Consider the following 26,225-nt stretch of genomic DNA (forward strand, 5'->3'; position numbering starts at 1 on the left):
CCGTGACGCCGCGTTCGGCGAACCACAAGACGGCGTTGCGCAGACCCCGGTGCGGTCTCCTTGATCTCCTCGTCGCGGGCTTCCACGCGGGCGATCGGAGCCAAAAACATTCGGACACGGGGATCCGCGGCTGCCAGCGCGATCCGCCACGCCCGCGGGTCGAGGTCGCTCCGCCACTGCGTACCGAACGAGATAGTGCTTATCGGCCACCCACCTTTCCACCAGAGCGCTAGGAGCGGCGAGGTGGCCCTCGGCCGTGAAGGCCCTGGCCTAGGACCTGCGCTCGGTCAGCTTCTCCGGGATCACAGAGCTCAGGTGCTCGCGCATCAGCTCCGACGCATCGACGAGCCGCCCCGCCAGGATCGCGTCGACCAGCGAGATGTGCTCCCGGCAGCGAACGAGTGCGCGCTCCGGGTCGAGGCGCTGCCGGTACTCGATGAGTCGCCTCAGCCGGTCGACGCGGGTGAGCCCGTCGATGAAGAACTCGTTGTGCGAGCAGCCGATGATGGTCTCGTGCAGCCTCGAGTTGAGGTCGAACAGCTCCCGGTCGGACACCGTGTGGACACCGCCGTCGAGCAGGGCCTGCTGCTCTCCCCGGCGCGCCTCGAGGGCGGGACGATCGGCGAGGAAGCCCGGCTCGAGCAGCGCGGCCGGTTCGATCGCGAGTCTGAAGCGGTAGCTCTCCTCGTACCCGCGCAATGTCGTCAGGGTCGGCAGGAACCGCCAGCCGTACCCGGGAAGCCGCTCGATCCAGCCTTCCGAGGCGACCCGTCGCAGCGCGTCACGAAGCGCGGCCCGGCCGCAGCCGTACCGCCGCAGCAGCGCAGCCTCGGTGACGCGTTCGGCCAGCTCACCCGACAGCCGGTCGCGGGCGAGCCGCTCGTACAGCTCGACCGGGTCATCGGGGTCGGCGGGCATCGACTCGGGGGTCCGTATCACCACGAGCCCGACCGCTCCGGGACCGGCGATGCCCTCGTCCCGCAACAGCTGCAGGGCTCCCCGAACAGGCGAGCGCGAGACGCCGAGGTCCTCGGCGAGACGCCGCTCGACCAGGCGGTCACCGTGGCCGAGACGTCCGTCCCTGATCAGCTCGCCGATGCGCCCCGCGACCTCACGACTCAGGGGAGTCGGCTCGGGCTTCGTGGACACAGCGGGATCCTACTTTCACCGGAAGTGGTATTATGCGGACACAAAATACCACCAAGGAGATGACCATGCGGATGCTCGTGCTACCCGGCGACGGGATCGGGCCGGAGATCACCGCGGCGACCTCGACCGTCCTCGACGAGCTGAACCGGGCTCTGGGCCTCGGGATCGAGACCGAGCAGCACGACATCGGGCTGCTCGCCCTGGAGCGGTCCGGCTCGACGCTGCCCGAGGAGACCATGGCGTGCATCCCCGAGGTCGACGGCGTCGTCCTGGGGCCGGTGTCCCACTACGAGTACCCGGAGCGCTCGAAGGGCGGCATCAACCCGTCCGCGGAGCTGCGCACGGTGTTCGACCTGTTCGCCAACATCCGGCCGTGTGTCTCCCGGGCGGACCTGACGGCCCTGCGCCGGCCCATGGACCTGGTCATCGTGCGGGAGAACACCGAGGGCTTCTACTCCGACCGCAACATGTTCGCCGGGTCGGGGGAGTTCATGCCCGACGAGGACACGGCCCTGTCGATCCGCAAGATCACCGCCGGGGCATCGTCGCGCATCGCGCGCACCGCGTTCGAGCTGGCGCGCAAGCGCCGGCGCAGGGTGACCGCGGTCCACAAGGCCAACGTCGTCAAGCTGACCGACGGGCTGTTCCTCCGAGAGGTGCGCAAGATCGCCGCGGACTTCCCGGACGTCGAGCTGCAGGAGCTCATCGTCGATGCGGCGGCGGCTGCCCTGATCCGCCGGCCCGACGACTTCGACGTCATCGTGACCACCAACATGTTCGGCGACATCCTCTCCGACGAGGCTTCCGAGCTCTCCGGCAGCCTGGGCCTCGGCGGTTCCATCAACGTCGGCCACGACATGTGCCTGGCGCAGGCGCAGCACGGCTCGGCGCCGGACATCGCGGGCCGGGACGTGGCCAACCCGACGTCGCTGATCCTCTCGGTGGCGATGCTGCTGGAGTGGCACGGCGAGCGCCGTTGCGACCCCCGGTTCGTCGAGGCCGCCACCGTGCTGCACGACGCGGTCGAGCGGGTCCTCGACGTCCGCGAGCACCGCACCGCCGACGTCGGCGGCAGCACCGGCACCCAGGAGTTCGCGGCGTACGTCGTCGACGAGATCCGCTCGGGCGTGGCAGTCGCCACGACCGCCCTCACGAAGGAGCACCGATGAGCGAACGGCTCGCACCACCCAACCTGCTGATCACCCCGGACGAGGTCGAGCCGTTCGACCGCGGCAACGGCGTGGCGACGATCCCGTACGTCGGAGTCTGGAATTCCGAGTCGTCGGTCATCACCACGGGACAGACGACCTTCCAGCCGGGCACGGCCCTCCCGCTGCACAGCCACAACGTGGAGGAGTCCGTCCTGATCCTCGAGGGCGAGGCGATGGCCGAGATCGGCGACGTCCGGGTCGACCTGGTCGCCGGGCAGGCGACGTGGGTTCCCGCGGGTGTATCGCACCGCTTCGCCAACCGCGGTGACTCGCCGATGCGCATCTACTGGGTCTACGGCGGTCGCGAGGTCACCCGCACGATCACGGCGACCGGCGAGACGTTCGCGCACCTCTCGGAGAGCGACCGCGGCGGGATCGCGGCCCCGTGACGGTCACCACGATCGACCCGGCGACCGAGCGGGAGATCGCCCACCACGAGACGCACGACGAGGCGGCGATCGAGGCCGCGCTCGGGCATGCCGCGGAGACCGCGAAGGTCTGGGGGCGTACGCCGCTGGACGACCGCGTCGCCCTCGTGAGGGGGCTCGCGGGCGTGCTGCGCCGCGACCGTCAGGCCGTGGCGGAGCTCATCACCCGGGAGATGGGCAAGCCTGTGGCGGAGGCCCTCGGCGAGGTCGAGAAGTCGGCCCTGACAGCCGACTACTACGCGTCGAAGGGCCCCATCCACCTCGCCGACGAGCGGGTCGAGATCGAGTCGGTGGAGGCGTGGATCTCCTACGAGCCGATGGGTGTCCTGTTCGCCGTCATGCCGTGGAACTTCCCCCTCTGGCAGGTGATGCGGTTCGCGATACCGGCCGTCACGGCCGGGAACGCGGTCGTTCTCAAGCACTCGCCGAACGTGACCGGCACGGCGCTGGCGATCGAGCGGCTCTTCGTCTCCGCCGGGTTCCCCGAGCACCTCCTCACGACACTGGTCGTGGCCGAGGCGGACGTGCCTGCCGTCTCCCGGTCGCTGATCGAGGACGACCGCATCGCCGCTGTCACGCTGACGGGCTCCAACCGGGCCGGGGCGGCGGTCGGCGCCATCGCCGGAGGGGTGACCAAGAAGTCCGTGCTCGAGCTCGGGGGCTCCGACGCCTTCGTGGTGCTCGCGGACGCCGATGTGTCGGTCGCGGCAGAGGCCGCGGCCCGCGCGCGCTTCACGAACTGCGGCCAGAGCTGTGTGTGCGCCAAGCGGTTCATCGTCGACGAGCAGGTCGCCGACAACTTCGTCGCGCAGTTCGTCGCGCACACGCTCGCCCTCACGGTGGGGGACCCCTTCGACCCCGCGACCCGGATCGGCCCGCTGGCCCGGCAGGACCTGCGGGACGGCGTGGAGCGCCAGGTGGCGAGCTCGCTCACTGCGGGCGCCGAGCTGCTCGCAGGCGGACGGCCCGTGAGCGGGCCGGGTTGGTTCTTCGAGCCGACCGTGCTGGGCCGGACCGGCCCGGGCATGGCGGCCTTCGACGAGGAGACGTTCGGTCCGGTCGCGGCCATCGCGGTCGCCACCGGGGAGGACCACGCCATCGAGCTCGCGGACGGCTCGCCGTACGGCCTGGCCCTGAGCGTGTGGTCCGGCAGCCGCGACCGGGCGCTGGGTGTCGCCAGGCAGATCACGACCGGGGCCGCCTTCGTGAACGCCGTCGTGATGTCCGACCCGCGGCTGCCCTTCGGCGGGACCAAGGCCTCGGGCCACGGACGTGAGCTCGCCGCAGCCGGTATCCGCGAGTTCGTCAACACGAGGGCCTTCTGGGTGGCGGGAGGATGAGCCCGCGACTGCACGACCCCGCTGAGCGTGGCTTCTTCTCCGACAACCGCTCCGGCATCCACCCCGACGTGCTCGCGGCCATCGCGGCCGCGAACGAGGGTCACCAGCCGAGCTACGGCGCCGACGTCTACACCGCCCGTCTTCAGGAGGTCGTCGCCGAGCAGTTCGGCGCGGGCTCGGAGGCGTACCCGGTCTTCAACGGGACGGGCGCCAACGTGCTCGGCCTCCAGTCGATGGTGCCCCGCTGGGGCGCCGTGGTGTGCGCTGCGTCGGCCCATGTCAACACCGACGAGAACGGCGCCCCGGAGCGGGTCGGCGGGCTCAAGCTGCTGGCGGTCGACGCGCCCGACGGCAAGCTGACGCCGGAGCTCGTCGACGCTCAGGCGTGGGGGTGGGGCGACGAGCACCGGGCCCAGCCACTGGTGGTCTCGATCACGCAGAGCACAGAGCTCGGCACGGTCTACACCGTCGACGAGATCCGGGCCCTGGCCGACCACGCGCACGCCAGAGGCATGTCGCTGCACATGGACGGCTCCAGGCTGTCCAACGCCGCGGCGAGCCTGGGCGTGTCCCTGCGGGCCGTCACGCGCGATGCCGGGGTGGACGTGGTGTCCTACGGCGGCACCAAGAACGGGCTGATGCTCGGTGAGTGCCTCGTCGCGCTGCGACCAGAGGTGACGCACGGCCTCACGTTCCTGCGCAAGGTCGACATGCAGCTCGCGTCGAAGATGCGCTTCGTGTCGGCCCAGCTCGTCGCGCTCCTCTCCGACGACCTGTGGCGACGCAACGCCGAGCACGCGAACGCCATGGCGCGGCTGCTGCGCTCGTCGATCGCTGAGCGAGTCCCGGGTGTCGCCTTCGCGCACCCCACCCAGGCGAACGGGGTGTTCGCCCTCGTGGACGCCTCGGTCTCCGAGCGGCTTGCCTCGTCGTACCCGTTCGAGACGTGGGACCGGGCGGGGAGCGTCATCCGCCTGATGTGCTCCTTCGACACCTCCGCCGACGACATCGAGGACCTCGTGTCGTCGTGGGAGCGTGCCGTCGCCGGCTAGGCCCGCGGACGCTGGAAGACCCGCGAGAGCACGATCGAGCTGCGGGTGCGGTCCATCTTCGGGTTGGCGCGGATGAGCTCGATGGTGTCCTCGAGCTCGGACATGCTGCCGGCCATCACGTGCACCAGCGCGTCGGCGTCGCCCGAGACGCTCCAGACCCCCACGACCTGCGGAATGGCCGACAGGTTCCGCTCGAGCTCGGGCTTGCGGACGTTGCCCTTGTAGTACAGCTCGATGTAGGCCTCGGTCTCCCAGCCGAGCGCGGCCGGGTCGATCACGGCGCTGAAGCCGGCGATCTCGCCGCGGGCGACCATCTGGTCGACGCGCCGCTTGACCGCCGACGCCGACATCTTGATCTCCCGGCCGATCTGGTGGAAGGACGCGCGCCCGTCGCTCAGGAGGATGCGGATGATCTCCTGGTTGACGGCATCCATGCTGTCTCCTCTTGGCTGGTGTGTCCGGACGTGCCAGGGCCCCGAGGGCGCAGACCCGGTGTCGGCGTCAAGCGGCGCCGGCGCGGACGGGTCGGCTGACGAGCTCGAACAGGTCCTTGGGGTCCGCGGGCTCGGCGACCAGGTCGATGAGTGTGCCATGGCCGGTCAGCCGGGTCGCGTCACGGACGTAGGTCAGGGCCGAGAAGTCCTCGATGGCGAAGCCGACGGAGTCGAACACCGTCACGTCATGGCCGGAGAGCCTGCCCGCTGCCGAGCCGGTCAGCACCGTCCAGAGCTCGGTGACCGGGAAGTCAGGGGCGAGCTGCTGGATCTCGCCCTCGATGCGGGTCTGCTCGGCGTACTCGACGAAGACGCGCGATCGCTCCAGGATGCGAGGATCGAGCTCGGTCTTGCCCGGGCAGTCTCCGCCGACAGCGTTGATGTGCACACCCGGGTCCACCATCGCGTCGAGCAGCACCGTGGCGTTGGTCTTGTCCGCCGTACAGGTCGTCAGGATGTCCGCGTCGCGGCACGCGTCGGCGGCGCTCGCGGCGTCGTGGATGTCGAAGCCGAGGGGCACGAGGTTGCGGACGAGCTTGGCCGTGGCTGCCGCGTCGACGTCCCAGACGCGCAGCCGGTCGACTCCCAGCAGGCTGCGGAACCCGAGGGCCTGGAACTCCGCCTGGGATCCCGTCCCGATCATCGCCATGGTCGTCGAGTCGGGGCGCGCCAGGGCCCGGGCCGCCATGGCTGACGTCGCCGCCGTGCGGAGCGCGGTCAGCAGCGTCATCTCGGACACGAACGTGGGATAGCCGTTGCGTACGTCGGCCAGGACGCCGAAGGCGGTGACGGTCTGCTCGCCGCGTGAGGGGTTCGCCGGATGACCGTTGACGTACTTGAACGAGAACGTCGTACCGTCGCTCGTCGGCATCAGCTCGATCACCCCCTCCGCGGAGTGTGAGGCCAGGCGGGGCGTCTTCTCGAACTCCTCCCACCTCCGGAAATCGGTCTCGATGGCGCTGGCCATGTCGGCGATGATCCGCTCCGGGCCCTGCTCGGCGACCCAGGCGGCGGTGCCGGCCACGTCCATGAATCGTGCGGTCATGCGAGACGGTTCCAGGTCATGGTGAGCTCCTCTGGGGTGTGAACGGTGCACTCAGAACATATGAGCCGTCCTGTGCGACGACAATCGCCGGTTGTTGCGCAGATCCGTGCCTCGACGCGCGATTCGGGGCCTCTACCGGCGAATGGCGACATGCACTCGGCGTCGCTCAGCCCAGGAGATCGTGGGGGCTGCCGAAGCGGTGCGCGGTGACGCTGACGGCCTGCTCCTTCAGGAACGCGAGCAACTCGACGCGTCCGGCCTCGGTCACCGGTTGCGCATAGAGCGCCAGATCGGGGCGCCCGTTCGTGGCACGGGCGAAGGCCTGCGCATCGCCGCCGATGAGACGGACCCGTCCGGCGTGGAGCCCCGGCAGTCGCCGGAGCCACTGCTCGTCGTCCTCGACGTTCCACACCACGCCGAGGCCGTCGAGCACCCCCGCGACCGAGGGCGGAAGAGTGACGGCGCTCGACACCACTACCGGCGCACCGGCGCGCACGGCGGCTCCCACGACCCGCAGGAGCTCCGCCACCGACCCGGAGCTCAGCCGGATGGTGGCCGGGGCCGGAAGGTACCGGAAGATGTTGTGCTCGGCCGTGAGCCCCGAGACGTCCTTGCTGAGCGAGAACTCGTCGCACCACGCGGCGGCGTCACTGCGCAGCGCTCGTTGCAGGAAGTCGAGCTCGATCGCCGGGAGCCGGGACTCGTGCGCTGCTGCCAGGAGCTGCTCGGCGCTGCGGTCCAGGGCCGAGGTCGACGAGGACGGAGCAATGGACCAGCCACCGAGGCCGAGCAGGTAGTTGGGACCACCAGCCTTGGTGCCTGCTCCCACCGAGGACCTCTTCCATCCTCCGAAGGGCTGACGCCGCACGATCGCGCCCGTCGTCCCCCGGTTGACGTAGAGGTTGCCCGCCTGCACCTGGCCGAGCCAGGTGTCGACCTCCGCTGGATCGAGCGAGTGCAGGCCCGCAGTCAGGCCGTAGTCGACCTCGTTCTGCACGGCGATCGCCTCCTCGAGCGTCGCCGCGGTCATCACCCCGAGGACGGGGCCGAAGAACTCGGTGAGGTGCGCGACAGAGCCGCGTCGTACGCCGTCACGCACGCCAGGGGACCAGAGCTGTCCGTCCTCGTCGAGGCGTTGGGGCTCGACGAGCCACGACTCCCCGGGCGCCAGGTTCGTCAGGGCATCGAGCAGCTTGCCCCGGGCCGGCTCGATCAGCGGCCCCATCTGCGTCGCCGGATCCTGTGGCAGCCCCACCACGAGGGACGTAACGGCCTCGACGAGCTGCGCTCGGAAGCGCCTCGACGTCGCGACGGACCCGACCAGGATGACGAGGGACGCGGCCGAGCACTTCTGCCCCGCGTGTCCGAACGCCGAGTGGGCGACGTCCCTGGCTGCCAGGTCGAGGTCGGCGCTGGGGGTGACGATGATCGCGTTCTTGCCGCTCGTCTCGGCGAGCAGGGGGAGGTCGGGCCGGAACGACCGGAAGAGCTCCGCGGTCTCGTACGCGCCGGTGAGGATCAACCGGTCGACCCTGGGGTCAGCCACCAGTCGGCGTCCCAGGTCGCCCTCCTCGAGGTGGACCAGGTGCAGCGCACTGCGAGGCACGCCGGCGCTCCACAGCGTCTCGACCAGGACCGATCCGCAGCGGGCCGCCTGGGGAGCGGGCTTGATGACGACCGCCGATCCGGCGGCGAGTGCGGCGAGGGTCGAGCCGGCCGGGATCGCGACCGGGAAGTTCCACGGCGGCGTGACGACGGTGAGGGCGGACGGCACGAAGGTCGCTCCGTCCACCGTGTCGAGCCCTCGCGCCAGGTGCGCGTAGTAGCGGGCGAAGTCGATGGCCTCTGAGATCTCGGGGTCGGCCTGGTCCAGCGTCTTGCCCGTCTCGGCCGCCATGACCTCGGCGAGGTCCGCACGCCGGACCTCGAGCGCGTCGGCGGCCCGCTCGAGGACGGCCGCCCGCTCGGCGCCGGTGAGCCGGCCCCAGGCCGCGCCGCCCTCGAGGGCGCCGGCCAGGACGGACTCGAGCGCGTCCGGGGTGGTCACGGTGTGCTCTGCCACGGCGTCCACGCCGAGCATCGATGTCCCCGACCTCGCCAGAAGCTCCCGCCCCCACTGCCTGTTCGCGGGGAGGGCCGGGTCGGTGTCGGGCGTGTTGTGGAAATCCTGGTGTCGGTCAGCGGACGCAGGCAGGGAACGGTTCTGCGTGCGCCGGGGGGTGGGCACCGAGTCGTCCAACGCCTCGAGCGAGGCGAGGAACCGGCCCTTCTCGCGTTCGAACAGCACCTCGTTCTCGTGCAGCTCGAAGACGGCGGACATGAAGTTGTCCTGGCTCGCGCCCTCCTCCAGGCGCCGGATCAGGTAGGCGATCGCGACGTCGAACTCGTGCGGGTGGACGACCGGGGTGTAGAGAAGGAGCCCGCCGACGTCCTTGCGCACGGCCTCCGCCTGCCCCTGGGCCATGCCGAGGAGCATCTCGACCTCCATGCCCTCGCGGACACCGCGACGACCAGCGAGCAGCCAGGCGTAGGCGAGGTCGAAGAGGTTGTGCCCCGCGACGCCGATGCGGACGTTCTCGATCCGCTCGGGGGTCAGGGCGTAGTTGATGAGCCGCTTGTAGTTGGTGTCGGTCTCCTGCTTGCTTCCCCAGGTCGCCAGCGGCCAGTCGTGCAGGGACGCCTCGACCCGTTCCATGGGCAGGTTCGCGCCCTTGACGATGCGGACCTTGATCCCGGCACCACCGCGGGCCCGTCGGTCGGCAGACCATTCCTGGAGCCGCATCATCGCGGCCAGCGCGTCCGGGAGGTAGGCCTGCAGCACGATGCCGGCCTCGAGCCCGAGCAGGTCGGGCCGGTCGAGGATCGTGGTGAACACCGCGATCGTCAGGTCGAGGTCGCGGTACTCCTCCATGTCGAGGTTGATGAACTTCGGTGTCGGCGACGCCGCAGCGCGCTCGAAGAGCGGCGCAAGGCTGTCGACCGCGTTCGCGACCGCCTCGTCGAACGCCCAGGGGGAGTGGGGCGCCACGGTCGACGACACCTTGATGGAGACGTAGTCGACATCCGGCCGGGCGAGCAGCTCGTGCGTGCCGGCCAGCCGACGAGCAGCCTCCTGGTGTCCCAGCACGGCCTCACCCAGGAGGTTGAGGTTGAGGCGCACACCCCGCTGCCGGATCTTCGCGATGGCGCGACCCAGTCGAGGGGCGGTCGCATCGACGACGAGGTGCCCGACCATCGAGCGGAGCGCTCGGCGTACGAGCGGGAGGACGAGGCGGGGGGCGACGAGCCCGGCCCGTCCGCCCAGCCGCACGGCCGCCCGCAAGTGCCACGGCAGGAAGGCCGGGACGTCGCGGGCCAGGGCGGCGAAGTTGCGAGCGGCGACCGCGGGATCCTCCGGGCGGATGACTCCGTCGATGAACCCGACCGTGAACGGCAGGCCCTGGGGATCGCGCAGGACGCCCGCCAGGCGCAGAGCTGCTGTGTCGGGCGGCACGTCGGCGGCTTGCTCGAGCCAGCGCCGGGCCAGCGCGACGGCGGCGTCTGCGAGCTCGGGCTCGGTGCTGATGGTCTCGGTCACGGGTCCTCATGAGGTTCGACGGCGGAGGTTGCCACCAAGTCTGCGAGCAGAATCGATTAAGGTAAAGTGACCTTTCTTGACGAACACCCTTCACCTGTGCTGACGAATGGATTGTGCCTGTGCTGGATGTCCGCCGACTCCGCCTCCTGCGCGAGCTGCACCTGCGGGGCACGCTGGCGCAGGTGGCCGCGGCGTTGCACCAGAGTCCTTCGTCGGTCTCACAGCAGCTCACCCTCCTCGAGAGGGAGGTCGGCGTGGAACTGCTGCGCAGAGCCGGCCGCGGAGTCCAGCTGACCGCTGCGGCCACGATCCTCGTCGAGCACACGGCGGCGGTCCTGGAGCGCCTGGAGCAGGCTGAGACCGATCTCGCGGCATCGCTGGAGACCGCGTCCGGGACCATCCGGATCGCGGCGTTCCAGTCCGTGGTGCTGGCCCTGATGCCCGACACCCTGGCCCAGCTGGCCATCGAGAGCCCGCGGCTCAAGGTGACGCTCGTCCAGCGCGAGCCCGAGACGGCGCTCCGCGAGACGTCGCTTCGCGACTTCGACCTCGTGGTGGCCGAGCAGTACCCCGGCCACGCCGCGCCGTGGCACGACGAGCTCGACCGAGTGGACCTGACGACAGACCTGATCCGACTCGCGGTGCCGGCAGGGGACTCACGGTGGAGCGGGGTCAGCACCATCGAGGAGGCCGCGGAGGCGCCGTGGGTCATGGAGCCCGAGGGCGCGGCGTCGCGTCACTGGGCCGAGCAGGCCTGTCGGAGCGCAGGCTTCGAGCCCGACGTCCGGTACGAGACGGCCGACCTCCAGGCCCACATACGACTCGTCGAGACCGGCCATGCCGTCGCACTCACCCCGGACCTCCTGTGGCTGGGCACGACACCCACGGTCCGGCTGCGCGACCTGCCAGGGGATCCCCGCCGCGCCGTGTTCACCTCGGCGCGCCAGGCCTCTGCGTCGCACCCGGGTGTCGTGGCGTGTCGCCGCGCACTCGCGATGACCGTCTCTCGGTTGCAGCCCGCCTAGGCTTCAGCCGCTCGCGAACCACGCTGTATCCGGCAGGCAGTCGCTGCCTGCCGAGTGTTCAGGGCACGAACGGGTACCGCCCGTCCATGAGCGGACGCGAAGAACCAGAACATGACCAGGACGCCGAGCCCTCGCTGAACGCTCCCGAGGAGGGGCGGCCCGACGGTGTGCTGCCGGAGGACTCCTCCGACGACCACGTGGAAGAGCGTGGCGACGAGTCCTGATCCGGCATCGGGACCGCGCCGGCAGGGAGTCCGTCCGACCACCTGAGAGCATGCCCCCATGGCTATCCCTCAGAGCCCGTTGGGCTTGTTCGGCACCGACGCGTTGATCGGTGAGGAGGACCGCGCGATCCGGGACACGGTGCGCCGCTACGTGGAGGACAAGGTCCGCCCGCACCTCGCCGGGTGGTACGAGTCCGGTGAGATCCCGGCGCGCGACCTCGCGAAGGAGCTGGGTGGGCTCGGGGTGCTCGGCATGCACCTGGAGGGCTACGGGTGTGCCGGCACCTCGGCGACGGCGTACGGGCTGGCGTGCATGGAGCTGGAGGCCGGTGACTCCGGGCTGCGGTCGCTGGTCAGCGTGCAGGGCTCGCTGGCGATGTTCGCGATCTGGCAGCACGGGTCGGAGGAGCAGAAGCAGGAGTGGTTGCCGCGGATGGCTGCTGGGGAGGTCATCGGGTGCTTCGGGCTGACCGAGCCGGACTTCGGCTCCAACCCGGCCGGGATGCGCACCCGTGCGGTCCGCGACGGCGGGGACTGGGTGCTCGAGGGCACCAAGATGTGGATCACCAACGGCTCGGTCGCCGACGTGGCGGTGGTCTGGGCCCAGGTCCAGGAGGGGGCCGAGGAGAAGATCCGCGGGTTCGTGGTGCCCACCGACACTCCGGGGTTCACGGCACCGGCGATCAAGCAGAAGATGTCGCTGCGGGCCTCGGTCACCTCCGAGCTGGTCCTCGACGGCGTCCGGGTGCCGGCCTCGGCGATGCTGCCGAAGGCCAGGGGGCTCGCCGGCCCGTTGTCGTGCCTGAACGAGGCGCGGTACGGCATCGTGTTCGGGGCGCTCGGCGCGGCCCGGGACTGCCTGGAGACCGCGCTCGCCTACTCCGGCGAACGGGAGATCTTCGACAAGCCGCTCGCGGGCTACCAGCTCACCCAGGCCAAGCTGGCCGACATGACCCTCGAGCTCGGCAAGGCCATGCTGCTCGCCCTGCACCTGGGCCGGCTCAAGGACGCCGGCACCCTGACCCCGGCGCAGGTCAGCCTCGGCAAGCTCAACAACGTCCGCGAGGCCCTCGCCATCGCCCGGGAGTGCCGCACCCTGCTCGGCGCCGCCGGCATCACGCTGGAGTACCCGATCATGCGACACGCCAACAACCTCGAGTCCGTGCTCACCTACGAGGGCACCAGCGAGGTCCACCAGCTCGTCATCGGCCAGGCCCTCACCGGGCGGGCCGCCTTCCGCTGACCGAGAGGTCAGGTGGGGAAGGTCGGGACGCCCGCAGGGGAGCCTGGCACCCGTTCGCACGCGCCCGTCCCGGTGTCGCACCGCACCAGCCACTGCAGCCCGGCGTGCTGGTCGTCGCCCCCGTCGAAGGGCAGCCAGCTGCCCACGATGACAGCGGTGCGCGACTCCCAGGCGACCAGTGACACCAGGGAGGCGGGCGCCCCGCCGGGCAGGTCGAGGAGCCGGGTCTCGCGCGAGTCGATGTCCTGCACCCAGATGTGGTCGCGGGGCGCCTTCGCGAACGACCGGCCGTCGGCCTGGCCCGCATAGGCGTACGACGACCCGTCCGGCGACCAACGGCCGTCCTCGGTGGGCACCCGGCCGATGCGCTGCACGCCGCCGGTCTCGGACACGGTGGCCAGGACACCAGGGAGCTCGAAGACCGAGTCGCCGTGCCCCTGCCACATCAGGCCTCCCGGCCAGTTGTCCATGGCGAGCTGGTGGCCGGGCATGTCCACCCGCACGGCGGTGGGCTCGCCGGGCCGCCAGACGAAGGAGGTGCGGTCGACCGACCAGACGACCCGCCCGTCCGTCGTGACGCCGCGCAGGTACAGCTCGCCGTCCCCGGTGCAGCAGAACGTCTCGACCGGCACCTCGATCGAGCCGGTCTCCGCGCCTGACGCGACGTCGTACGCCGTGATGCGGCGCCGGTCCTCGGCGATCGCCTCCACCCAGACGACGGTCCGGCCGTCCGCCGACACCTCCGGGCTGACCGGCCCGCGCGACGTGACGAGCCGCTCGAGGGACGAGCCCCGGACCAGGAACCAGGCTGACCCGCGCGTCACGTGGGACCGACCGACGACCGTGGTCCCGTTGGCATGGTGGACGAGCTCCAGTCGGGTCTCGATGGTCGTCTGGCCGACGTGGAGGCGGCCGTCCTGCCACCACGGCACCCGGGTCTCCGGGCCCATCGGCAGGTCGTCGAGCGAGGCCGGGGCAGCAGAGGCCGCCGCGGGCGGTGACGGTCGGCCCGGGGCATCCCCGATCACCACGCTGGCGGCGACGAGCGCCACCAGCGCGGTGACCGCTGCCCCCAGCGCCGCCGTACGTCTCTTGATGCGCACCTGCCGCCTCCCCTCGTCGGGGGTGTGACGCGGCAGCGGCCGAGGAAGTTGTGCGGCCAGGCGATACGGTCGCGACATGGACGCGAGCCCGACCCCGCCCTGGCTGGTCGTCATCGACATGCAGGTGGCGTTCGGCGACCCGTTGTCGGAGTGGACCACCCACAACTACGACCGCGCCGAGCAGGTGGTCTCGCGCCTCGCCGACGGGTTCGAGGACCGGGTCGTGTGGACACGGTTCGTCCGCGATCCGGCGGAGCCGGGGCAGTGGCGGTCCTACTACGACCGGTGGCCGTCGTTCCGGGTGCCGGAGGACGACGCGCTCTGGGAGCTGACGCTGCCCGTGGCAGCCGGCGCGCGGGTGCTGAGCAGGCCGAGCTTCTCGAAGTGGGGCCCTGGCCTGCAGGCGATCGTGGGCGACGCGCCGCTGGTGATGTGCGGCGTGGCGACCGAGTGCTGCGTGCTGGGCACCGTGCTCGCCGCCGCGGACGCCGGTCGCCAGGTCACCGTGGTCGCCGACGCGTGCGCCGGCGCCACGGAGGGGCTGCACGGCCAGGCCCTGGTGCTGATGGAGCAGCTCGACCCACTGGTGCGGGTCACGACGTCCGACCGGATCTGACTGGCAGCGGGTGCGCCGATCGGGCCCGCCGGCCCGTGGCATCATCCGATCGGTCAGGAAATATTGAAGAGTCCGTGCCCGCCGGCCCCGTGCTCCAGACTCGGGCCATGGGTTCCCCTCGGATCGAGCCCGCGCGCCCCACTGCCCGGACGGCGGTGCCGTTCGCGGTCGTGGCAGCGCTCGGCATCGGCAGCGCCTTCCTCCCGCCGTACGCCGACGGGTCGGGCCCGCCCTGGCTGATGCTCCTCGCCTTCGGGATCGTGATCGCGCTGGTCGCCGTGAGCATCCGCAGGCCTGTGCGGACCTGGGTCGACCCGGCTGCGCCCCTCGTCTTCTTCGCGGTGGTGGCCCTGGCCAGGGACATGACGGGCGGCTCCACCTCCGGTCTCGCACCGCTGGTCGCGGTGCCGATCCTCTGGCTCGCGCTCACCGGCACGCGCCGCGACATCGTGGTGGCGGGAGTCCTGACAGCGGCCGTCTTCCTGGTCCCGCTGCTCGCGTTGGGTGAGCCCGAGTACTCCCTGAGCGACTGGCGCCGGGCTGCGCTGTGGTCCGCGGTGGCTCTGCTCGTGGCACCGGTCGTTCAGCGCGTGGTCGAGCAGCTGGCGCGAGAGTCCCTGCGCGCGCGGACGGTCAGCGCCGAGCTGGCCGACATCATGCGCGGAGCGCGCCTGAGCAGCATGATCTCGACGGACCTCTCGGGCACGATCCGGTCCTTCAGCGCCGGGTCGGAGGAGCTGCTCGGTTACGACGCGGCGAGCGTGGTGGGTCTCCACGATCCCGGGCTCTTCCACGACCCGGAGGAAGTGGCGGCCGTCGCGACCGAGCTCGGGGTGGAGCCCGGCTTCGCGGTCTTCGCGGAGCTGGCGCGGCTGCGGGCGCCGAGTCGCATCTGGACCTACGTGCGAGCCGACGGCGAGCGCATCTACGTGCAACTGGCCATCACCGACGTGCGCGACGCCGACGGGGTCACCACGGGCTACCTGGGCGTGGCCATCGACGTCACCGCCGGGGTCGAGGCCAGGCATTCCCTCGAGAGGTCCGAGTCGAGATGGCGGGTCCTGCTGGACAACCTCCCGGACATCACCGTCATCGTGGTCGACGAGGAGCTGCGGGTCCGCGTGGTCGCCGGCGCCGGGGAGAACGTCCGCGAGAGCGAGGGTCGGCTCCTCGGCGAGGTGGCCGGCTCGGAGAACATGTTCGTGCTGGAGGACCTGATCAGCCAGGCGTTCGCGGGCGAGGAGTCGACCGTCCAGGTGGGCGGCACGGGGACCGGGTCCGAGCTCGAGATCGTGGTGGCGCCGTTGCCGCCCGAGGTCGGTGGCGCCCGGGCCCTCATCCTGGCGCGCAACGTGAGCAAGGAGCGCGCTCGGGAGCGAGCGGTGGTGGAGGCGATGGAGCGCGCCGAGCGGCTGTTCGCCGACGCGCCGCACGGTGTCGCCGTGCTGACGACCGACGGCGTGGTGCTCCGGGTGAACGCGGCGATGAGCTCGATCGTCGGCGACGTTCCGGAAGGCCTCGTCGGTCATCCCCTTGCACGGCTGTCGCGACCCGGCAACGAGGACCTCGAGGTGCACCTGAACCGCGCGCTCGCCGATCCCGGTGTGCTGGTCGAGACCGACTGGACCCTGCGCGCGGCCACCGGCAACGAGGTGGACGTCTTCCTCAGCAGCCGGGTGCTGCCCGGTGCGGAGGGCGGTGAGGACCTCGTGCTGGTCAACGTCGTCGACGTCTCCGAGCGCCGTCGCTACGAGCGGCGGCTGGCCCACCTCGCCGACCACGACGTGCTCACGGGGCTGGCCAACCGCCGGCGCTTCGACGAGGAGCTGGCCCGGCACCTCGAGCACTGCGACCGCTACGGGCCGACCGGTGCGCTCCTGCTCCTGGACCTCGACAACTTCAAGGACGTCAACGACACGCTCGGCCACGGCGTGGGGGACCAGCTGATCATCTCGACCGCCGCGCTGCTCCAGCGAGGCGTCCGCAGCACCGACATCGTGGCGCGGCTGGGCGGCGACGAGTTCGCGATCCTGCTGCCCGATGCCGACCTGGCCGCCGCCGAGGTGGTGGCCAAGTCGATCGTCGAGAGGGTCCGCGAGTACACCGCCACGCTCGACGGCACGCGCCGCCGGGTCACCGCCAGCGTCGGGGTCGTGACGATCCGGGCCGCCAACGAGCACGCGGCCGACGTGCTCGCGCTGGCCGACATGACGATGTACGACGCCAAGGACGCCGGCCGGGACGGCTACGCCGTCCTCGACGAGGAGACGTTCAGGCAACCGCGGACCGGGGCCCGCCTGCAGTGGAAGGGACGCATCGAGCAGGCCCTGGAGAACGACGACTTCGCCCTCTACCTGCAGCCCATCCTCGACCTGCACTCCAACAAGATCCACTCCGCCGAGGTGCTGCTGCGGCTGTGCGACACCGACGAGGTGGTCCTGCCCGGACGCTTCCTCTACATCGCAGAGCGTGCCGGCCTGGCTCCGTCCGTGGACTCCTGGGTCATCGACAAGAGCGTGGCGATGCTGGCCAGGCTGCGGCAGGTGGCGCCGGAGTTCCAGCTCGAGGTGAACCTCTCCGGCCACTCGATCGGCAACCCCGTCATCGAGACGGCGATCTGTCAGGCACTCGCGCGGCACTCGGTCGTCCCCTCGGCGCTGATCCTGGAGATCACCGAGACGGCCGCTGTGGCCGACGTCGAGATCGCCCGGCAGTTCGCCGAGCGGATGACGGCGCTCGGCTGCCGGTTCGCGCTCGACGACTTCGGGGCAGGGTTCGGCTCCTTCTACTACCTCAAGCACCTGCAGTTCGACTACGTGAAGATCGACGGCGAGTTCGTGGCCGGGAGCCACCGATCGGGCATCGACCGCACGATCATGAGGTCGATCGTGGGCATCGCCCACGACCTCGGCAAGCAGACCGTGGCCGAGTTCGTCGGCGAGCAGGCGGTCCTGGACGTCGTACGCGCTCAGGGCGTCGACCTCGCCCAGGGCTACCTCATCGGCGAGCCGATGCCGTACGACGCGTTCGTCGCCGCGTGCCTGACCGGACCGCAGGCCCGGACCCCGGCGTTCCTGCGGGACCTGGCCGACAAGGAGGTCGTGTGATGCGCGGGGCAAGGTTCCAGCGGCTCGTCGGCCTGGTGATCCTCGGCCTCGCGGTCCTGGCCGCTGCACTCCTGTGGTTCGCGGTGGCTGTGTCCGGCCCCCGGGTCGGCAGCGCCCAGAGCGAGGGCCTCCTCTTCGGGGTCTGGGACGTCCTCTACGACACCGAGGCGCCGTCGTCCCGGTCACTCCTGGCCGCCAGCGCGATGGCCGTGCTGTTCGCCGTCGGGGTCGCGCTGCTCGAGCGCCGGATCGCGAACCGGTCCCGTCGCTCCGAGGACCTGGGAGTCACGCCGTTGGCCCCGAAGATCGTGATGGCCTCGACCTACGGGGTCTACGCGGGACCGGTGACGATCACGGTGCTCATCCCGGCGCACAACGAGGAGGCCTGCCTGTCGGCGACCCTGGCCTCGCTGATGTCGCAGTCGCATCCGCCGGCACGGATCGTCGTCGTCGCCGACAACTGCACCGACTCGACGGTCGACATAGCGCGCGCTGCCGGCGTGGACGTGTTCACGTCGGTGGACAACACCCAGAAGAAGGCGGGCGCGCTCAACCAGGCGCTCAAGGAGCTCCTGCCCGAGCAGGGCGACAACGACCTGGTCATGGTGATGGACGCCGACACCACCCTCGACGCGGGGTTCCTCGAGGCGGCTGTCGCCCGGATGACCGCCGACCGGGCGCTGATGGCCATCGGAGGACTGTTCTACGGCGAGGAGGGCCAGGGCCTCCTCGGTCAGTTCCAGCGCAACGAGTACATCCGCTACGCGCGGGAGATGAAGCGGCGACGCGGCCGGGTCTTCGTGCTCACCGGCACGGCGTCCCTGTTCCGTCCGCGGGCGCTGCGCACCATCGCGGAGAGCCGCGGGACGACCATCCCGGGCACGCCCGGCGACGTCTACGACACGGCGGCCCTGACCGAGGACAACGAGCTGACGATCGCGTTGAAGTCGCTCGGCGGCCTGATGATCTCGCCTGCTCAGTGCACCGTGGTCACGGAGGTCATGCCTACCTGGGGTGCCTTATGGGCGCAACGACTCCGCTGGCAGCGCGGTGCCCTGGAGAACCTCGGCGCCTACGGGGTGACGCCGCAGACGTTCCGCTACTGGGCCCAGCAGCTCGGCATCGGCTACGGAGTCATCGCGCTCGCCTCCTACCTCCTGACCATCCTGCTGATGGTGCTGGCCCTGGACGCGTGGGTCTGGTTCCCGTTCTGGCTGGGCGTGGGCCTCGTCTTCATGGTCGAGCGCGTGGTGACCGTGTGGCGAGGCGGCTGGGCGGCGCGCCTCCTCGGGGCCACCCTGTTCCCGGAGCTGTTCTTCGCGATGTTCCTCAACGTCGTCTACGTGAAGGGCGTCCTCGACATCTCGTTCGGCCGCCAGGCCAGCTGGAAGCACGTCCCGCATCCGGTCTCCCCCCACTCGATGGAGGTCACGTGATCGCGTCCCAGCTGACGGGCATCGTCCCGTTCGGCATCGTGTTCCCGCAGTCGGTGCTCGGCTCCGGCTTCTTCGCCGTGCTCTCGGCCTTCGTCGCGATCAACACGGTGATGTACGTCGCCCTGGCCGTCGCGAAGGCGCTCCCGAAGGTCTACCTCACTGACTGGGTCAGCCGGCGCAACACTCGGTCCCAGACTCGGAGCATCCACCCCGACGACGCGCCGGTCTGACCCACGGGTGCGCACGACGCCCGACCACATCTCTCAGACGGGGGTCGGCGGAGGCTCTCCTGCCAGCACGGCCCGCACGTTGCCGAGCGCGAGCTCGAGCATGCGCAGCCGCGTGCGCCGTCCGGCGCTGCCGATGTGGGGGAGCAGTACGACGTCCGGCCGGCCGACGAGACCGGGGTGGATGTCGGGCTCCTGCTCGTAGACGTCCAGTCCGGCACCGCCGATCTGCCCGGCGGCGAGGGCCGCCGCCAGCGCCGCCTCGTCGACGACGGGGCCGCGGGAGGTGTTGACCAGGATCGCGTCGGGCTTCATCAAGGCCAGCTCCGCGGCCCCGATGAGGTGCCGGGTCTCGGGTGTGAGCGGGGTGTGCAGCGAGACCACGTCGCACTCGCTCAGAACCGCCTCGAGCGGCATCGACTCGACGCCGAGCTCGGCCGCGGTGGCCGCACCGCTGCGCGAGGGCGTGGCCACGACCCGCATGTCGAAGGCGACGGCGCGCCTGGCCACTGCCTGACCGATCCTCCCGAGCCCGACGATGCCGAGCGTGGCGCCGCTGACGTCGAGGCCGACGAAGAGGTCGGGGCTCCAGGTCCAGGGCTCGCCCGAGCGGATGAACGCGTCGGCCTCCACCACGCGCCTGGCGGTCGCCAGCACGAGCGCGAAGGCCAGGTCGGCGGTGGCCTGGTCGAGGACGCCCGGTGTCGTCGTCACCACCACGCCGCGCCGCCGGCAGGCGTCGAGGTCGACGTTGTCGTGGCCGACGGCCATGTTGGCCACGACGCGCAGCCCCGGGCCGGCGGCGTCGAGCAGCTCGTCGTCGACACGCTGGGTCAGCAGCGTGACCACGGCAGCGCAGCCCGCGACGTCCGCCAGCAGGGCGTCGCGACCCTGCCCTGACGGGTCGTCGCTCGCCGTGACGTCGCCGGGCAGCGAGTCGACGGCGTCCCTGGCGCTGTCGGGTGGTCTGAAGGCGAGGTGGGTGCGGGTCACCGGGGCATGACAGCACACGCGCGACCTCGTGTCTCGCGACAGCCCGGTCTAGGGCATCGCGGGAAGAGGCACCGCGCCCACCGGAGGTGGCGCGGGCGCCGGGGCCGCGTCCGGAAGCACGAAGTCCTCGCCGCGGCGTACGACCAGACCACGCTCCTCGAAGGCCTCGAGCCAGCCCAGCATGGGTGTGCGGCCCCACCGTTCGCGGAAGAGTGCGGCGTTGCGGACGATGTCGACGACGTGCTCGACCGGTGGGTGCGAGACCGGGTGCCACTGGTGGTAGGCGCGCGCTGCGTCGACCCAGCCGAGACCCAGGCCGGCAGAGACGGCGAGGTGCCCGAAGTCGGTGTCCTCACCGCCGTAGCCGACGTAGCGCTCGCAGAAGCCGCCCGTCCGCCGCCACGCCTCGGCCGAGCACGCGAACGACAGGGACCAGAAGAGGGCGGGGTCCTGCTGGTGGTGCGCCTCGCCCGGCCGGGGCGCGGGCGGGGCCGGGTGCGGCGGGTCCAGCTCGTCGAGGCGGGAGAGGTCGTAGCCGGCGTGTGCCGGCGGGTCCAGGTAGGTGACCGGGCCCGACCACACGGTGTCGGGGGTCGTCCGTACGACGTCAGCGTAGGCCTCCAGCAGGCGCGGTCCCGCCAAGCAGTCGACGTCGAGGAACACCAGCACGTCGGCGCCCCGGCCGAGAGCCACCTCGGCACCCAGGTTCCGCGCCGCGGCGATCGGGAGGCCGTCGGCGGTGGCCGGGAGGGAGACGTCGGCGTCGTCTCGCTCGAGCACGGGGTCCTCGACGGCGACCAGCACGTGCTCGTCGGGCGGCCGGGTGGAGCGGGCGAGGGACTGGCGCTGGGCCCGGAGGTGGGCGTGCCGGCCGTGGGCGACGGTCACGACGCCGACACGGGTCATGCCGGCACCATCCGGCTGGCGACACCCTCGATGACCACGACGCCACCACCGAAGGGGTGCTGCCTGGGGGACGGCAGCAGGCGGGTCATGGGCCATCGGTACCCGCGCGGACAGCGTTCACGCAGCGCGCGGAGGGTGAGGCTCAGTGTCGAGACCACGGATGTCTGAGTCGTCCGAGCCGCCGGTGAAGGAGTGCCGCGCGGGCCGCGTTGTCGCCGGGCGCGCCGTGGACCCCTCCGCCCGGGTGCGCGCTCGCCGACCCGAGGTAGAGGCCGGGGATGCCGGTCTCAGCCCGACCCAGCAGCCCGGGGACCGGCCGCAGGAACAGTTCCTGCTGGAGCTGCGACGTACCGCCGTTGACCGCCCCGCCGATCAGGTTGGCGTTGCGGTGCTCCAGCTCGTGCGGCCCGAGGACCCGGCGGGCCAGCACCCGCGAGCCGAACCCTGGGGCCAGGCGCTCGATGCGCTCCTGCATGCGGTCGGCGAAGCGCTCGCAGTCGTCGTGGTCCCACGTGCCCCGGATCGAGCCGTCGCCCGCGTCGCGCACCGCCGGGTCGGGCTGGGGCACGTGCGTGTAGGCCCACATCGACTCGGTGCCGGCGGGGGAGCGGGTCGGGTCGCTGGTCGTCATCTGCCCGGCGAGAAGGAACGGCGTGGCTGGGATCGCGCGGGCGGAGACCTGGCCCAGTGCCTCGGACATCTGGTCGACGGAGTCTGCGACGTGGATCGTCCCGGCGGCGTACGCCGGCCGGCCGGCCCAGGGCACCGGACCGCTCAGCGCCCAGTCGACCTTGACCGTGCCGGGGTCGAGCTTGAAGTGCCGCATGCCCCGGGCCACGCGCGCCGGCAGGTGCTCTGCGGCCACCAGGCCACCGAACAGCCGAGGGGCGGTCACGTCGGCGATCACCGCATGGCGGGCGGCGAAACGCTGGCCGTCGGCCGTGGCGACACCGCCTGCGCGCCCGTGGTCGAGCAGGACGGCGGTCACCTCGTGCCCGCAGCGGATCTCGCCGCCGCGCGACTGCAGCCGTCGCGCCAGCGCGCCGGCCAGCTCGCCCGCACCCCCCTCCGGGACGGGGTAGCCGACGGTCTGCCCCAGCATCGTCATCAGGATCCCGAACAGGCCGGAACCCGGCGACTCGAGGGGGATGTCGGAGTGGCCGGCGTTGCCGGCGAGGAGCAGGCCCGGGCCGGGCCCGCCGAAGCGGTCGCGGGCGAGGTCGGCGACCGGCGTCAGGAACGTCTTGACCAGGTCGAGACCCCCGGCGCGGCGCAGCCGGGTCAACGCTCCCATCCCGGCACGTACCGGCGGGAACGGCGAGAGCAGCGAGCCGATGATCTGGTCACCGATCTGGTCCCACGTGGCGCAGAGGTCGAGCCAGCGCTCGCCGTCGCCGGCATGGTCGTCGTCCAGCCAGCCGGCGGTCAGCTCGCGATCACGGTGCATCAGGGCCCAGCCCCCGTCCGCCTTCGGGTGACCGAGCACGGCAGGGGCGTGCCGCCACCTGAGCCCGTGGTCCTCCAGGTCGAAGGACCGGATCGTGGGCGACGCCGCGGCCAGCGGATAGAAGGCGCTGAACGTGTCGTGGACGTAGGCGGGATGCACGCCGCGGTCGCTGTGCACGGCCCCGCCGACCTGCTCCTGCTGCTCGAGGAGGAGCACCGACCAGCCCGCGTCGGTGAGCCGGTTCGCCGCCACCAGGCCGTTGGGCCCGGCGCCGACCACCACTGCGTCGTACTGCGTCACAGCCTCAGTGCGCCCGGCGCTCGGCGATGAAGGCGAAGCGGCGCAGGGTCTCGGTGTTGCGCCACGCCAGCTGCACGTCGCGCAGCGGCTTGGGAACGATCAGAGCGGGGCCGGCGACCGCGTCCTCCTCGATGGTCAGCTCCGTGGCGCTGCCGCGCGCGTCGAGACGGAACGTCACCTCCGCGGCGCCACCGGGCCAGGCCCGGGCACGCAGCTTCAGCAGCTCTCTCGGCACGCAGTCGAGGACGGTCGTCGTGTCGTCGATGAGGGCCGGCCACACCCCGACCGAGTGATGAAGCTCGGCACCCTCGGCGGGCCACTCCTCGTCGACGTCTCGCATGCGGGAGGCGCCCACCACGAAGAGGGGGTAGAGCCAGCCGTCGGCGAGCACGTCCCAGACGTGCTCCGCCGATGCCTCGATCAGTCGCTGGTTCGTGCTCATGGATCTCGGACTCCCGTCGGTTGGGGCGCGGCAGAAGGCGAAGGATCTGTCCACCGTACGCAGGTTCACAGGTACCCACATCCGGGGACCCGAGTCGGCGGGTGGGTGGTTCGGGCCCAAGTGGGTACTGACGGGCATGCCCGTCAGTGCGCAACCTGCCCGTCGAGAGACAGCCGCATGATCCTGCCCAAGCCCCGTGGGGAGCTCAGCGCCGCGCTCTTCGAGAGCCTGCGGGCGTTGCCGGAGGCAGGCATGTCCGTGCCCGCGTCCGCGGACAGCCCTGAGGATGCGGCGCTCTCGCTCTGGGTGCTGCACGAGCTGTCCTACCGCGGGTTCGACGACGTGGACGACGAGGCGGAGTGGGACCCGGCAACGCTGGGCGTCCGGCGCACCCTGGAGCGGGACCTCGAGCAGCGGCTCCGCGACCGCTGGCCCGGGCACCCGGGCGGCGGCTACTCGCCCGACGAGCTGCTGGCCTACGTCGCTGCCGACGACGGCCCCTCGCTGGCGGCGTACGTCCAGAAGCACGCGACGCGGGAGCAGACGCTCGAGCTCATGCGCCAGCGCTCGATCTACCACCTCAAGGAGGCCGACCCCTCGGCCTGGGTGGTGCCGCGGCTGCCGGTCCGGGCGAAGGCGGCCCTGGCCGAGCTGCAGTTCGACGAGTACGGCGACGGCGACCCCAACAAGCTGCACGCCCACCTGTTCGCCCGGGGCCTCGAGGCGGAGGGGATGCGCTCGGAGTACGGCGCCTACATCGACGAGGCCACGGTCGAGGCGCTGGAGGTGAACAACGCGATGTCGTTGCTCGGCCTCCACCGCCGGCTGCGAGGCGCGGCCATGGGCCACCTGGCGGCGTTCGAGGCCACCAGCTCGGTGCCCTCGCGCAAGATGGCCCAGGGACTCAGCAGGCTCGGGTTCGCGGACGCCCTGGTCGGCTACTACGAGGAGCACGTGGAGGCCGACGCCGTGCACGAGCAGCTCGCCGCTCGCAACATCTGCGGCAGCCTCGTCGAGGACGAGCCCGCCCAGGCTGCCGAGGTCTTCTTCGGCGCGTTCGTCTGCCTCGACCTCGAGGGCCGCTTCGGGCGCTCGATGCTCGACCGGTGGGGCGTCGAGGCATGACCGCGCCCGACTTCGAGCACCCCGACGTGGTGCTCTGTCCCGGCGGCCCCATGCTCGTGAGGGGGGTCCAGAGGGTGCAGGACGCCGAGGGCCGCGTGCACGAGTCCGTCCGCCCGGTGGTGGCGCTGTGCCGGTGCCACAAGTCCGCGCGGCTCCCGTGGTGCGACGGCACCCACAAGCTGCTCCCCGAGGACGCCCGACCCTGAGCAGCCGGACCTGAGCAGTCGACCTGAGCAGTCGTCTGGGCCGTCAGGCCCGCTCGTCCGGAGCCCGGTCCACGCGCACGAGCACGCCGCGCTCGTGCGGACGGGTCTCGGCCAGGTGCAGCTCGAGGGCGCGCACCCGGGGGTCCTCGCGCAACGCCTCCACCTGAGCCACCGAGCCCAGCTGGAGGACCGCCGAGCCGGTGGGCATCAGGTGCGCCGCGATGACGCCCAGGCAGGTACGGGCCACGTCGAGGCCGTCAGGGCCGCCGTCGATGGCGAGCAGCGGGTCCTCGGGGAAGCGGCCGGTCTCCTCGCGGCAGACCCACGGCGGGTCGGCGATGACCAGGGCGAACAGCTCGTCGGGACGCAGCGCCTCCTCCAGCCGTCCCTCGCGCACCTCGACCTGTTCGCCCAGCCCGGACGCGTGCGCGTTGGCCCTGGCGAACTCGCAGGCCACTGGGTCGGCGTCCACGCACACCAGGCGTCGCGCGGTGCCGGTGACGGCGAGCAGGCCGATGTGACCGGCACCGGCGCACAGCTCCAGCACCGGACCCTGGGGCGCCTCGCCGAGCAGCTCGGCGGCCCAGCGGGACTGCGCCGCCGTCCACTCACGCGGCCGGAGGACTCGCTCGTCGAAGGCGATCTCCAGGGTGCCGAAGCTCAGGGACTCCCTCATGCCCGCGCCAGTACCCAGCAGGACGGCTCGCATGCGTGCACCCGCTGCCTAGGCGACATCGGTCTCCATGGCGGCGACGAAGTCGCGCTTGACCTGCCGCCAGTCCTCGTCGGTCATCTCGCGCCGCCAGTACGGCGAGCACGACATGTCGGCCCGCGCCAGGCCGCGGTCGACGAGCAGGTGCTTGCGGATCTCGCGGATCTCGGCCGCCTCCCCGTGCACGAACGCCTGCACGCGCCCCTCGGGGAAGGCGGCGGTCCGCAGCGCCGACACCAGGAGCTCCTCGTCGCTCGGCATCCCGGCGCGATGCAGCCACAACAGGTCGACCTCCGCCTCGCTGCGCAGCTCGACCTCGTGCGCGGGGCCGTCACAGACCAGCCGGACGAGAGCCCTCGTGCCTGCCGGCAGGATCTCGAGCGAGGCCGCGATCGCGGGCAATGCCGACTCGTCGCCGACCATCAGGTGCCAGTCGGCCGCCGGGTCCGGCAGGTAGCCGCCACCGGGGCCCTCGAAGACCAGCACGTCGCCCGGCCTGACTCGGGCGGCCCACGGGCCTGCCACGCCGGAGTCGCCGTGCACCACGAAGTCCAGCGTCAGCTCCTTCCGGTCGGCGTCCCACGCGCGCACGGTGTAGCGACGCCTGGCCGGCCACAGGTCCTTGGCGAACCGCTCGCGGACCTCCGCCAGGTCGAAGACGTCGTCGTACGGCGCGTCCGGGGGAGGGATGGCCACGTTGACGTAGGCGTCGGTGGCCGCCGGCATCGTGAAGCCGGCCAGGTCGCCGTCGCTGAGGACGACCCTCACCAGGCTGGGCGTCAGCTGCTGTCGTGCCGTCACGCGTGCGTACATCGGC

The 26,225-nt window shown here is 71.6% G+C and carries 24 protein-coding genes; 13 read left to right on the top strand and 11 right to left on the bottom strand.

Annotated elements, in window-relative coordinates; all coding sequences use genetic code 11:
• Positions 1 to 270 precede the first annotated feature (270 nt).
• Entirely contained in the window at positions 271 to 1,149 is an 879-nt protein-coding gene (locus tag ACP7BP_RS12945; protein ID WP_426245038.1) for a GntR family transcriptional regulator, read from the bottom strand.
• A gap of 65 nt (positions 1,150 to 1,214) precedes the next feature.
• Between ACP7BP_RS12945 and ACP7BP_RS12950 the strand changes: the two genes are divergently transcribed.
• Genes ACP7BP_RS12950 through ACP7BP_RS12965 form a run of 4 tightly spaced genes read left to right on the top strand, consistent with a single transcriptional unit; the run spans position 1,215 to position 5,180 of the window.
• Positions 1,215 to 2,318 carry an isocitrate/isopropylmalate dehydrogenase family protein gene (locus tag ACP7BP_RS12950; protein WP_426245039.1) on the top strand — a complete coding sequence of 368 codons (1,104 nt, stop codon included), beginning with the start codon at positions 1,215 to 1,217 and terminating at the stop codon, positions 2,316 to 2,318.
• Positions 2,315 to 2,749 (top strand): cupin domain-containing protein, encoded by a 435-nt coding sequence (locus ACP7BP_RS12955; protein WP_426245040.1) that lies wholly within the window; start codon positions 2,315 to 2,317, stop codon positions 2,747 to 2,749. Before ACP7BP_RS12950 ends, ACP7BP_RS12955 begins: the two co-directional genes overlap by 4 nt.
• Positions 2,746 to 4,128, top strand: coding sequence for an aldehyde dehydrogenase family protein (locus ACP7BP_RS12960; protein WP_426245041.1), 1,383 nt, complete (start codon positions 2,746 to 2,748; stop codon positions 4,126 to 4,128). The genes ACP7BP_RS12955 and ACP7BP_RS12960 overlap by 4 nt, the downstream gene beginning before the upstream one ends.
• Positions 4,125 to 5,180, top strand: coding sequence for a threonine aldolase family protein (locus ACP7BP_RS12965; RefSeq protein ID WP_426245042.1), 1,056 nt, complete (start codon positions 4,125 to 4,127; stop codon positions 5,178 to 5,180). The genes ACP7BP_RS12960 and ACP7BP_RS12965 overlap by 4 nt, the downstream gene beginning before the upstream one ends.
• Here the strand turns inward: ACP7BP_RS12965 and ACP7BP_RS12970 are convergent.
• The 3 genes from ACP7BP_RS12970 to ACP7BP_RS12980 form a co-directional block, all read right to left on the bottom strand.
• On the bottom strand, positions 5,177 to 5,614 hold the full coding sequence (locus ACP7BP_RS12970) for an Lrp/AsnC family transcriptional regulator (RefSeq protein WP_426245044.1): 438 nt from the start codon (positions 5,612 to 5,614) through the stop codon (positions 5,177 to 5,179). The genes ACP7BP_RS12965 and ACP7BP_RS12970 overlap by 4 nt on opposite strands.
• 67 nt (positions 5,615 to 5,681) lie before the next feature.
• Positions 5,682 to 6,719: an ornithine cyclodeaminase gene (locus ACP7BP_RS12975; RefSeq protein WP_426245045.1), complete on the bottom strand. Its 1,038-nt coding sequence runs from the start codon at positions 6,717 to 6,719 to the stop codon at positions 5,682 to 5,684.
• Positions 6,720 to 6,885: 166 nt separating this feature from the next.
• Positions 6,886 to 10,296: a bifunctional proline dehydrogenase/L-glutamate gamma-semialdehyde dehydrogenase gene (locus ACP7BP_RS12980; protein WP_426245047.1), complete on the bottom strand. Its 3,411-nt coding sequence runs from the start codon at positions 10,294 to 10,296 to the stop codon at positions 6,886 to 6,888.
• Positions 10,297 to 10,409: 113 nt separating this feature from the next.
• On the opposite strand from ACP7BP_RS12980, the gene ACP7BP_RS12985 reads away from it, so the two are divergent.
• The 3 genes from ACP7BP_RS12985 to ACP7BP_RS12995 all read left to right on the top strand — a co-directional run bounded on the left by ACP7BP_RS12985 (position 10,410) and on the right by ACP7BP_RS12995 (position 12,788).
• Positions 10,410 to 11,321 carry a LysR substrate-binding domain-containing protein gene (locus ACP7BP_RS12985; protein ID WP_426245048.1) on the top strand — a complete coding sequence of 304 codons (912 nt, stop codon included), beginning with the start codon at positions 10,410 to 10,412 and terminating at the stop codon, positions 11,319 to 11,321.
• A gap of 86 nt (positions 11,322 to 11,407) precedes the next feature.
• On the top strand, positions 11,408 to 11,545 hold the full coding sequence (locus tag ACP7BP_RS12990; protein ID WP_426245049.1) for a hypothetical protein: 138 nt from the start codon (positions 11,408 to 11,410) through the stop codon (positions 11,543 to 11,545).
• A 58-nt stretch (positions 11,546 to 11,603) separates the two neighbouring features.
• A complete protein-coding gene (locus ACP7BP_RS12995) occupies positions 11,604 to 12,788 on the top strand; it encodes an acyl-CoA dehydrogenase family protein (protein ID WP_426245050.1) in 1,185 nt (394 codons plus the stop codon).
• Between the two features lie 8 nt (positions 12,789 to 12,796).
• Here the strand turns inward: ACP7BP_RS12995 and ACP7BP_RS13000 are convergent, their stop codons facing one another.
• On the bottom strand, positions 12,797 to 13,891 hold the full coding sequence (locus ACP7BP_RS13000) for a hypothetical protein (protein ID WP_426245052.1): 1,095 nt from the start codon (positions 13,889 to 13,891) through the stop codon (positions 12,797 to 12,799).
• A 76-nt stretch (positions 13,892 to 13,967) separates the two neighbouring features.
• Here ACP7BP_RS13000 and ACP7BP_RS13005 point away from each other — a divergent pair, with 76 nt between their 5' ends.
• The 4 genes from ACP7BP_RS13005 (at position 13,968) to ACP7BP_RS13020 (ending at position 19,280) form a co-directional block, all read left to right on the top strand.
• The gene (locus ACP7BP_RS13005) at positions 13,968 to 14,507 is read left to right on the top strand and encodes a cysteine hydrolase family protein (protein WP_426245053.1); all 540 of its coding nucleotides are present in this window, start codon (positions 13,968 to 13,970) and stop codon (positions 14,505 to 14,507) included.
• A gap of 107 nt (positions 14,508 to 14,614) precedes the next feature.
• Positions 14,615 to 17,614: an EAL domain-containing protein gene (locus tag ACP7BP_RS13010; protein WP_426245054.1), complete on the top strand. Its 3,000-nt coding sequence runs from the start codon at positions 14,615 to 14,617 to the stop codon at positions 17,612 to 17,614.
• The gene (locus tag ACP7BP_RS13015; protein ID WP_426245056.1) at positions 17,614 to 19,050 is read left to right on the top strand and encodes a glycosyltransferase family 2 protein; all 1,437 of its coding nucleotides are present in this window, start codon (positions 17,614 to 17,616) and stop codon (positions 19,048 to 19,050) included. The genes ACP7BP_RS13010 and ACP7BP_RS13015 overlap by 1 nt, the downstream gene beginning before the upstream one ends.
• Positions 19,047 to 19,280 (top strand): hypothetical protein, encoded by a 234-nt coding sequence (locus ACP7BP_RS13020; protein WP_426245058.1) that lies wholly within the window; start codon positions 19,047 to 19,049, stop codon positions 19,278 to 19,280. Before ACP7BP_RS13015 ends, ACP7BP_RS13020 begins: the two co-directional genes overlap by 4 nt.
• Positions 19,281 to 19,313: 33 nt before the next feature.
• On the opposite strand, the gene ACP7BP_RS13025 is transcribed toward ACP7BP_RS13020, so the two are convergent.
• The 4 genes from ACP7BP_RS13025 to ACP7BP_RS13040 form a co-directional block, all read right to left on the bottom strand.
• On the bottom strand, positions 19,314 to 20,270 hold the full coding sequence (locus tag ACP7BP_RS13025) for a 2-hydroxyacid dehydrogenase (protein ID WP_426245060.1): 957 nt from the start codon (positions 20,268 to 20,270) through the stop codon (positions 19,314 to 19,316).
• Between the two features lie 48 nt (positions 20,271 to 20,318).
• Positions 20,319 to 21,176: a glycosyltransferase family 2 protein gene (locus tag ACP7BP_RS13030; protein WP_426245061.1), complete on the bottom strand. Its 858-nt coding sequence runs from the start codon at positions 21,174 to 21,176 to the stop codon at positions 20,319 to 20,321.
• Between the two features lie 142 nt (positions 21,177 to 21,318).
• Positions 21,319 to 22,923: a phytoene desaturase family protein gene (locus ACP7BP_RS13035; protein ID WP_426245063.1), complete on the bottom strand. Its 1,605-nt coding sequence runs from the start codon at positions 22,921 to 22,923 to the stop codon at positions 21,319 to 21,321.
• Positions 22,924 to 22,927: 4 nt separating this feature from the next.
• Positions 22,928 to 23,365, bottom strand: a complete 438-nt coding sequence (locus tag ACP7BP_RS13040) for an SRPBCC family protein (protein WP_426245064.1) — start codon at positions 23,363 to 23,365, stop codon at positions 22,928 to 22,930.
• 177 nt (positions 23,366 to 23,542) lie between these two features.
• On the opposite strand from ACP7BP_RS13040, the gene ACP7BP_RS13045 reads away from it, so the two are divergent.
• Both ACP7BP_RS13045 and ACP7BP_RS13050 read left to right on the top strand, forming a co-directional pair.
• On the top strand, positions 23,543 to 24,490 hold the full coding sequence (locus ACP7BP_RS13045; protein WP_426245066.1) for an iron-containing redox enzyme family protein: 948 nt from the start codon (positions 23,543 to 23,545) through the stop codon (positions 24,488 to 24,490).
• Positions 24,487 to 24,696, top strand: a complete 210-nt coding sequence (locus ACP7BP_RS13050) for a CDGSH iron-sulfur domain-containing protein (RefSeq protein ID WP_426245068.1) — start codon at positions 24,487 to 24,489, stop codon at positions 24,694 to 24,696. The genes ACP7BP_RS13045 and ACP7BP_RS13050 overlap by 4 nt, the downstream gene beginning before the upstream one ends.
• 43 nt (positions 24,697 to 24,739) lie before the next feature.
• On the opposite strand, the gene ACP7BP_RS13055 is transcribed toward ACP7BP_RS13050, so the two are convergent.
• Together ACP7BP_RS13055 and ACP7BP_RS13060 are read right to left on the bottom strand one after the other, a co-directional pair.
• Positions 24,740 to 25,372 carry an RsmD family RNA methyltransferase gene (locus tag ACP7BP_RS13055; RefSeq protein WP_426245070.1) on the bottom strand — a complete coding sequence of 211 codons (633 nt, stop codon included), beginning with the start codon at positions 25,370 to 25,372 and terminating at the stop codon, positions 24,740 to 24,742.
• A 48-nt stretch (positions 25,373 to 25,420) separates the two neighbouring features.
• The gene (locus ACP7BP_RS13060; RefSeq protein WP_426245071.1) at positions 25,421 to 26,221 is read right to left on the bottom strand and encodes a siderophore-interacting protein; all 801 of its coding nucleotides are present in this window, start codon (positions 26,219 to 26,221) and stop codon (positions 25,421 to 25,423) included.
• Positions 26,222 to 26,225 lie beyond the last annotated feature (4 nt).

It is taken from the genome of Nocardioides sp. LHG3406-4 (genome assembly GCF_049897745.1).
Taxonomy (GTDB): domain Bacteria; phylum Actinomycetota; class Actinomycetes; order Propionibacteriales; family Nocardioidaceae; genus Nocardioides.

Coding starts and splice junctions, on each gene's coding strand:
- ACP7BP_RS13030 (WP_426245061.1), bottom strand. CDS start 21,176: ATGACCCGTGTCGGCGTCGTGACCGTCGCCCACGGCCGGCACGCCCAC.
- ACP7BP_RS13055 (WP_426245070.1), bottom strand. CDS start 25,372: ATGAGGGAGTCCCTGAGCTTCGGCACCCTGGAGATCGCCTTCGACGAG.
- ACP7BP_RS12995 (WP_426245050.1), top strand. CDS start 11,604: ATGGCTATCCCTCAGAGCCCGTTGGGCTTGTTCGGCACCGACGCGTTG.
- ACP7BP_RS12990 (WP_426245049.1), top strand. CDS start 11,408: ATGAGCGGACGCGAAGAACCAGAACATGACCAGGACGCCGAGCCCTCG.
- ACP7BP_RS13050 (WP_426245068.1), top strand. CDS start 24,487: ATGACCGCGCCCGACTTCGAGCACCCCGACGTGGTGCTCTGTCCCGGC.
- ACP7BP_RS13045 (WP_426245066.1), top strand. CDS start 23,543: ATGATCCTGCCCAAGCCCCGTGGGGAGCTCAGCGCCGCGCTCTTCGAG.
- ACP7BP_RS13060 (WP_426245071.1), bottom strand. CDS start 26,221: ATGTACGCACGCGTGACGGCACGACAGCAGCTGACGCCCAGCCTGGTG.
- ACP7BP_RS12970 (WP_426245044.1), bottom strand. CDS start 5,614: ATGGATGCCGTCAACCAGGAGATCATCCGCATCCTCCTGAGCGACGGG.
- ACP7BP_RS13005 (WP_426245053.1), top strand. CDS start 13,968: ATGGACGCGAGCCCGACCCCGCCCTGGCTGGTCGTCATCGACATGCAG.
- ACP7BP_RS13040 (WP_426245064.1), bottom strand. CDS start 23,365: ATGAGCACGAACCAGCGACTGATCGAGGCATCGGCGGAGCACGTCTGG.
- ACP7BP_RS12950 (WP_426245039.1), top strand. CDS start 1,215: ATGCGGATGCTCGTGCTACCCGGCGACGGGATCGGGCCGGAGATCACC.
- ACP7BP_RS12965 (WP_426245042.1), top strand. CDS start 4,125: ATGAGCCCGCGACTGCACGACCCCGCTGAGCGTGGCTTCTTCTCCGAC.
- ACP7BP_RS12955 (WP_426245040.1), top strand. CDS start 2,315: ATGAGCGAACGGCTCGCACCACCCAACCTGCTGATCACCCCGGACGAG.
- ACP7BP_RS13015 (WP_426245056.1), top strand. CDS start 17,614: ATGCGCGGGGCAAGGTTCCAGCGGCTCGTCGGCCTGGTGATCCTCGGC.
- ACP7BP_RS12975 (WP_426245045.1), bottom strand. CDS start 6,719: ATGACCGCACGATTCATGGACGTGGCCGGCACCGCCGCCTGGGTCGCC.
- ACP7BP_RS13010 (WP_426245054.1), top strand. CDS start 14,615: ATGGGTTCCCCTCGGATCGAGCCCGCGCGCCCCACTGCCCGGACGGCG.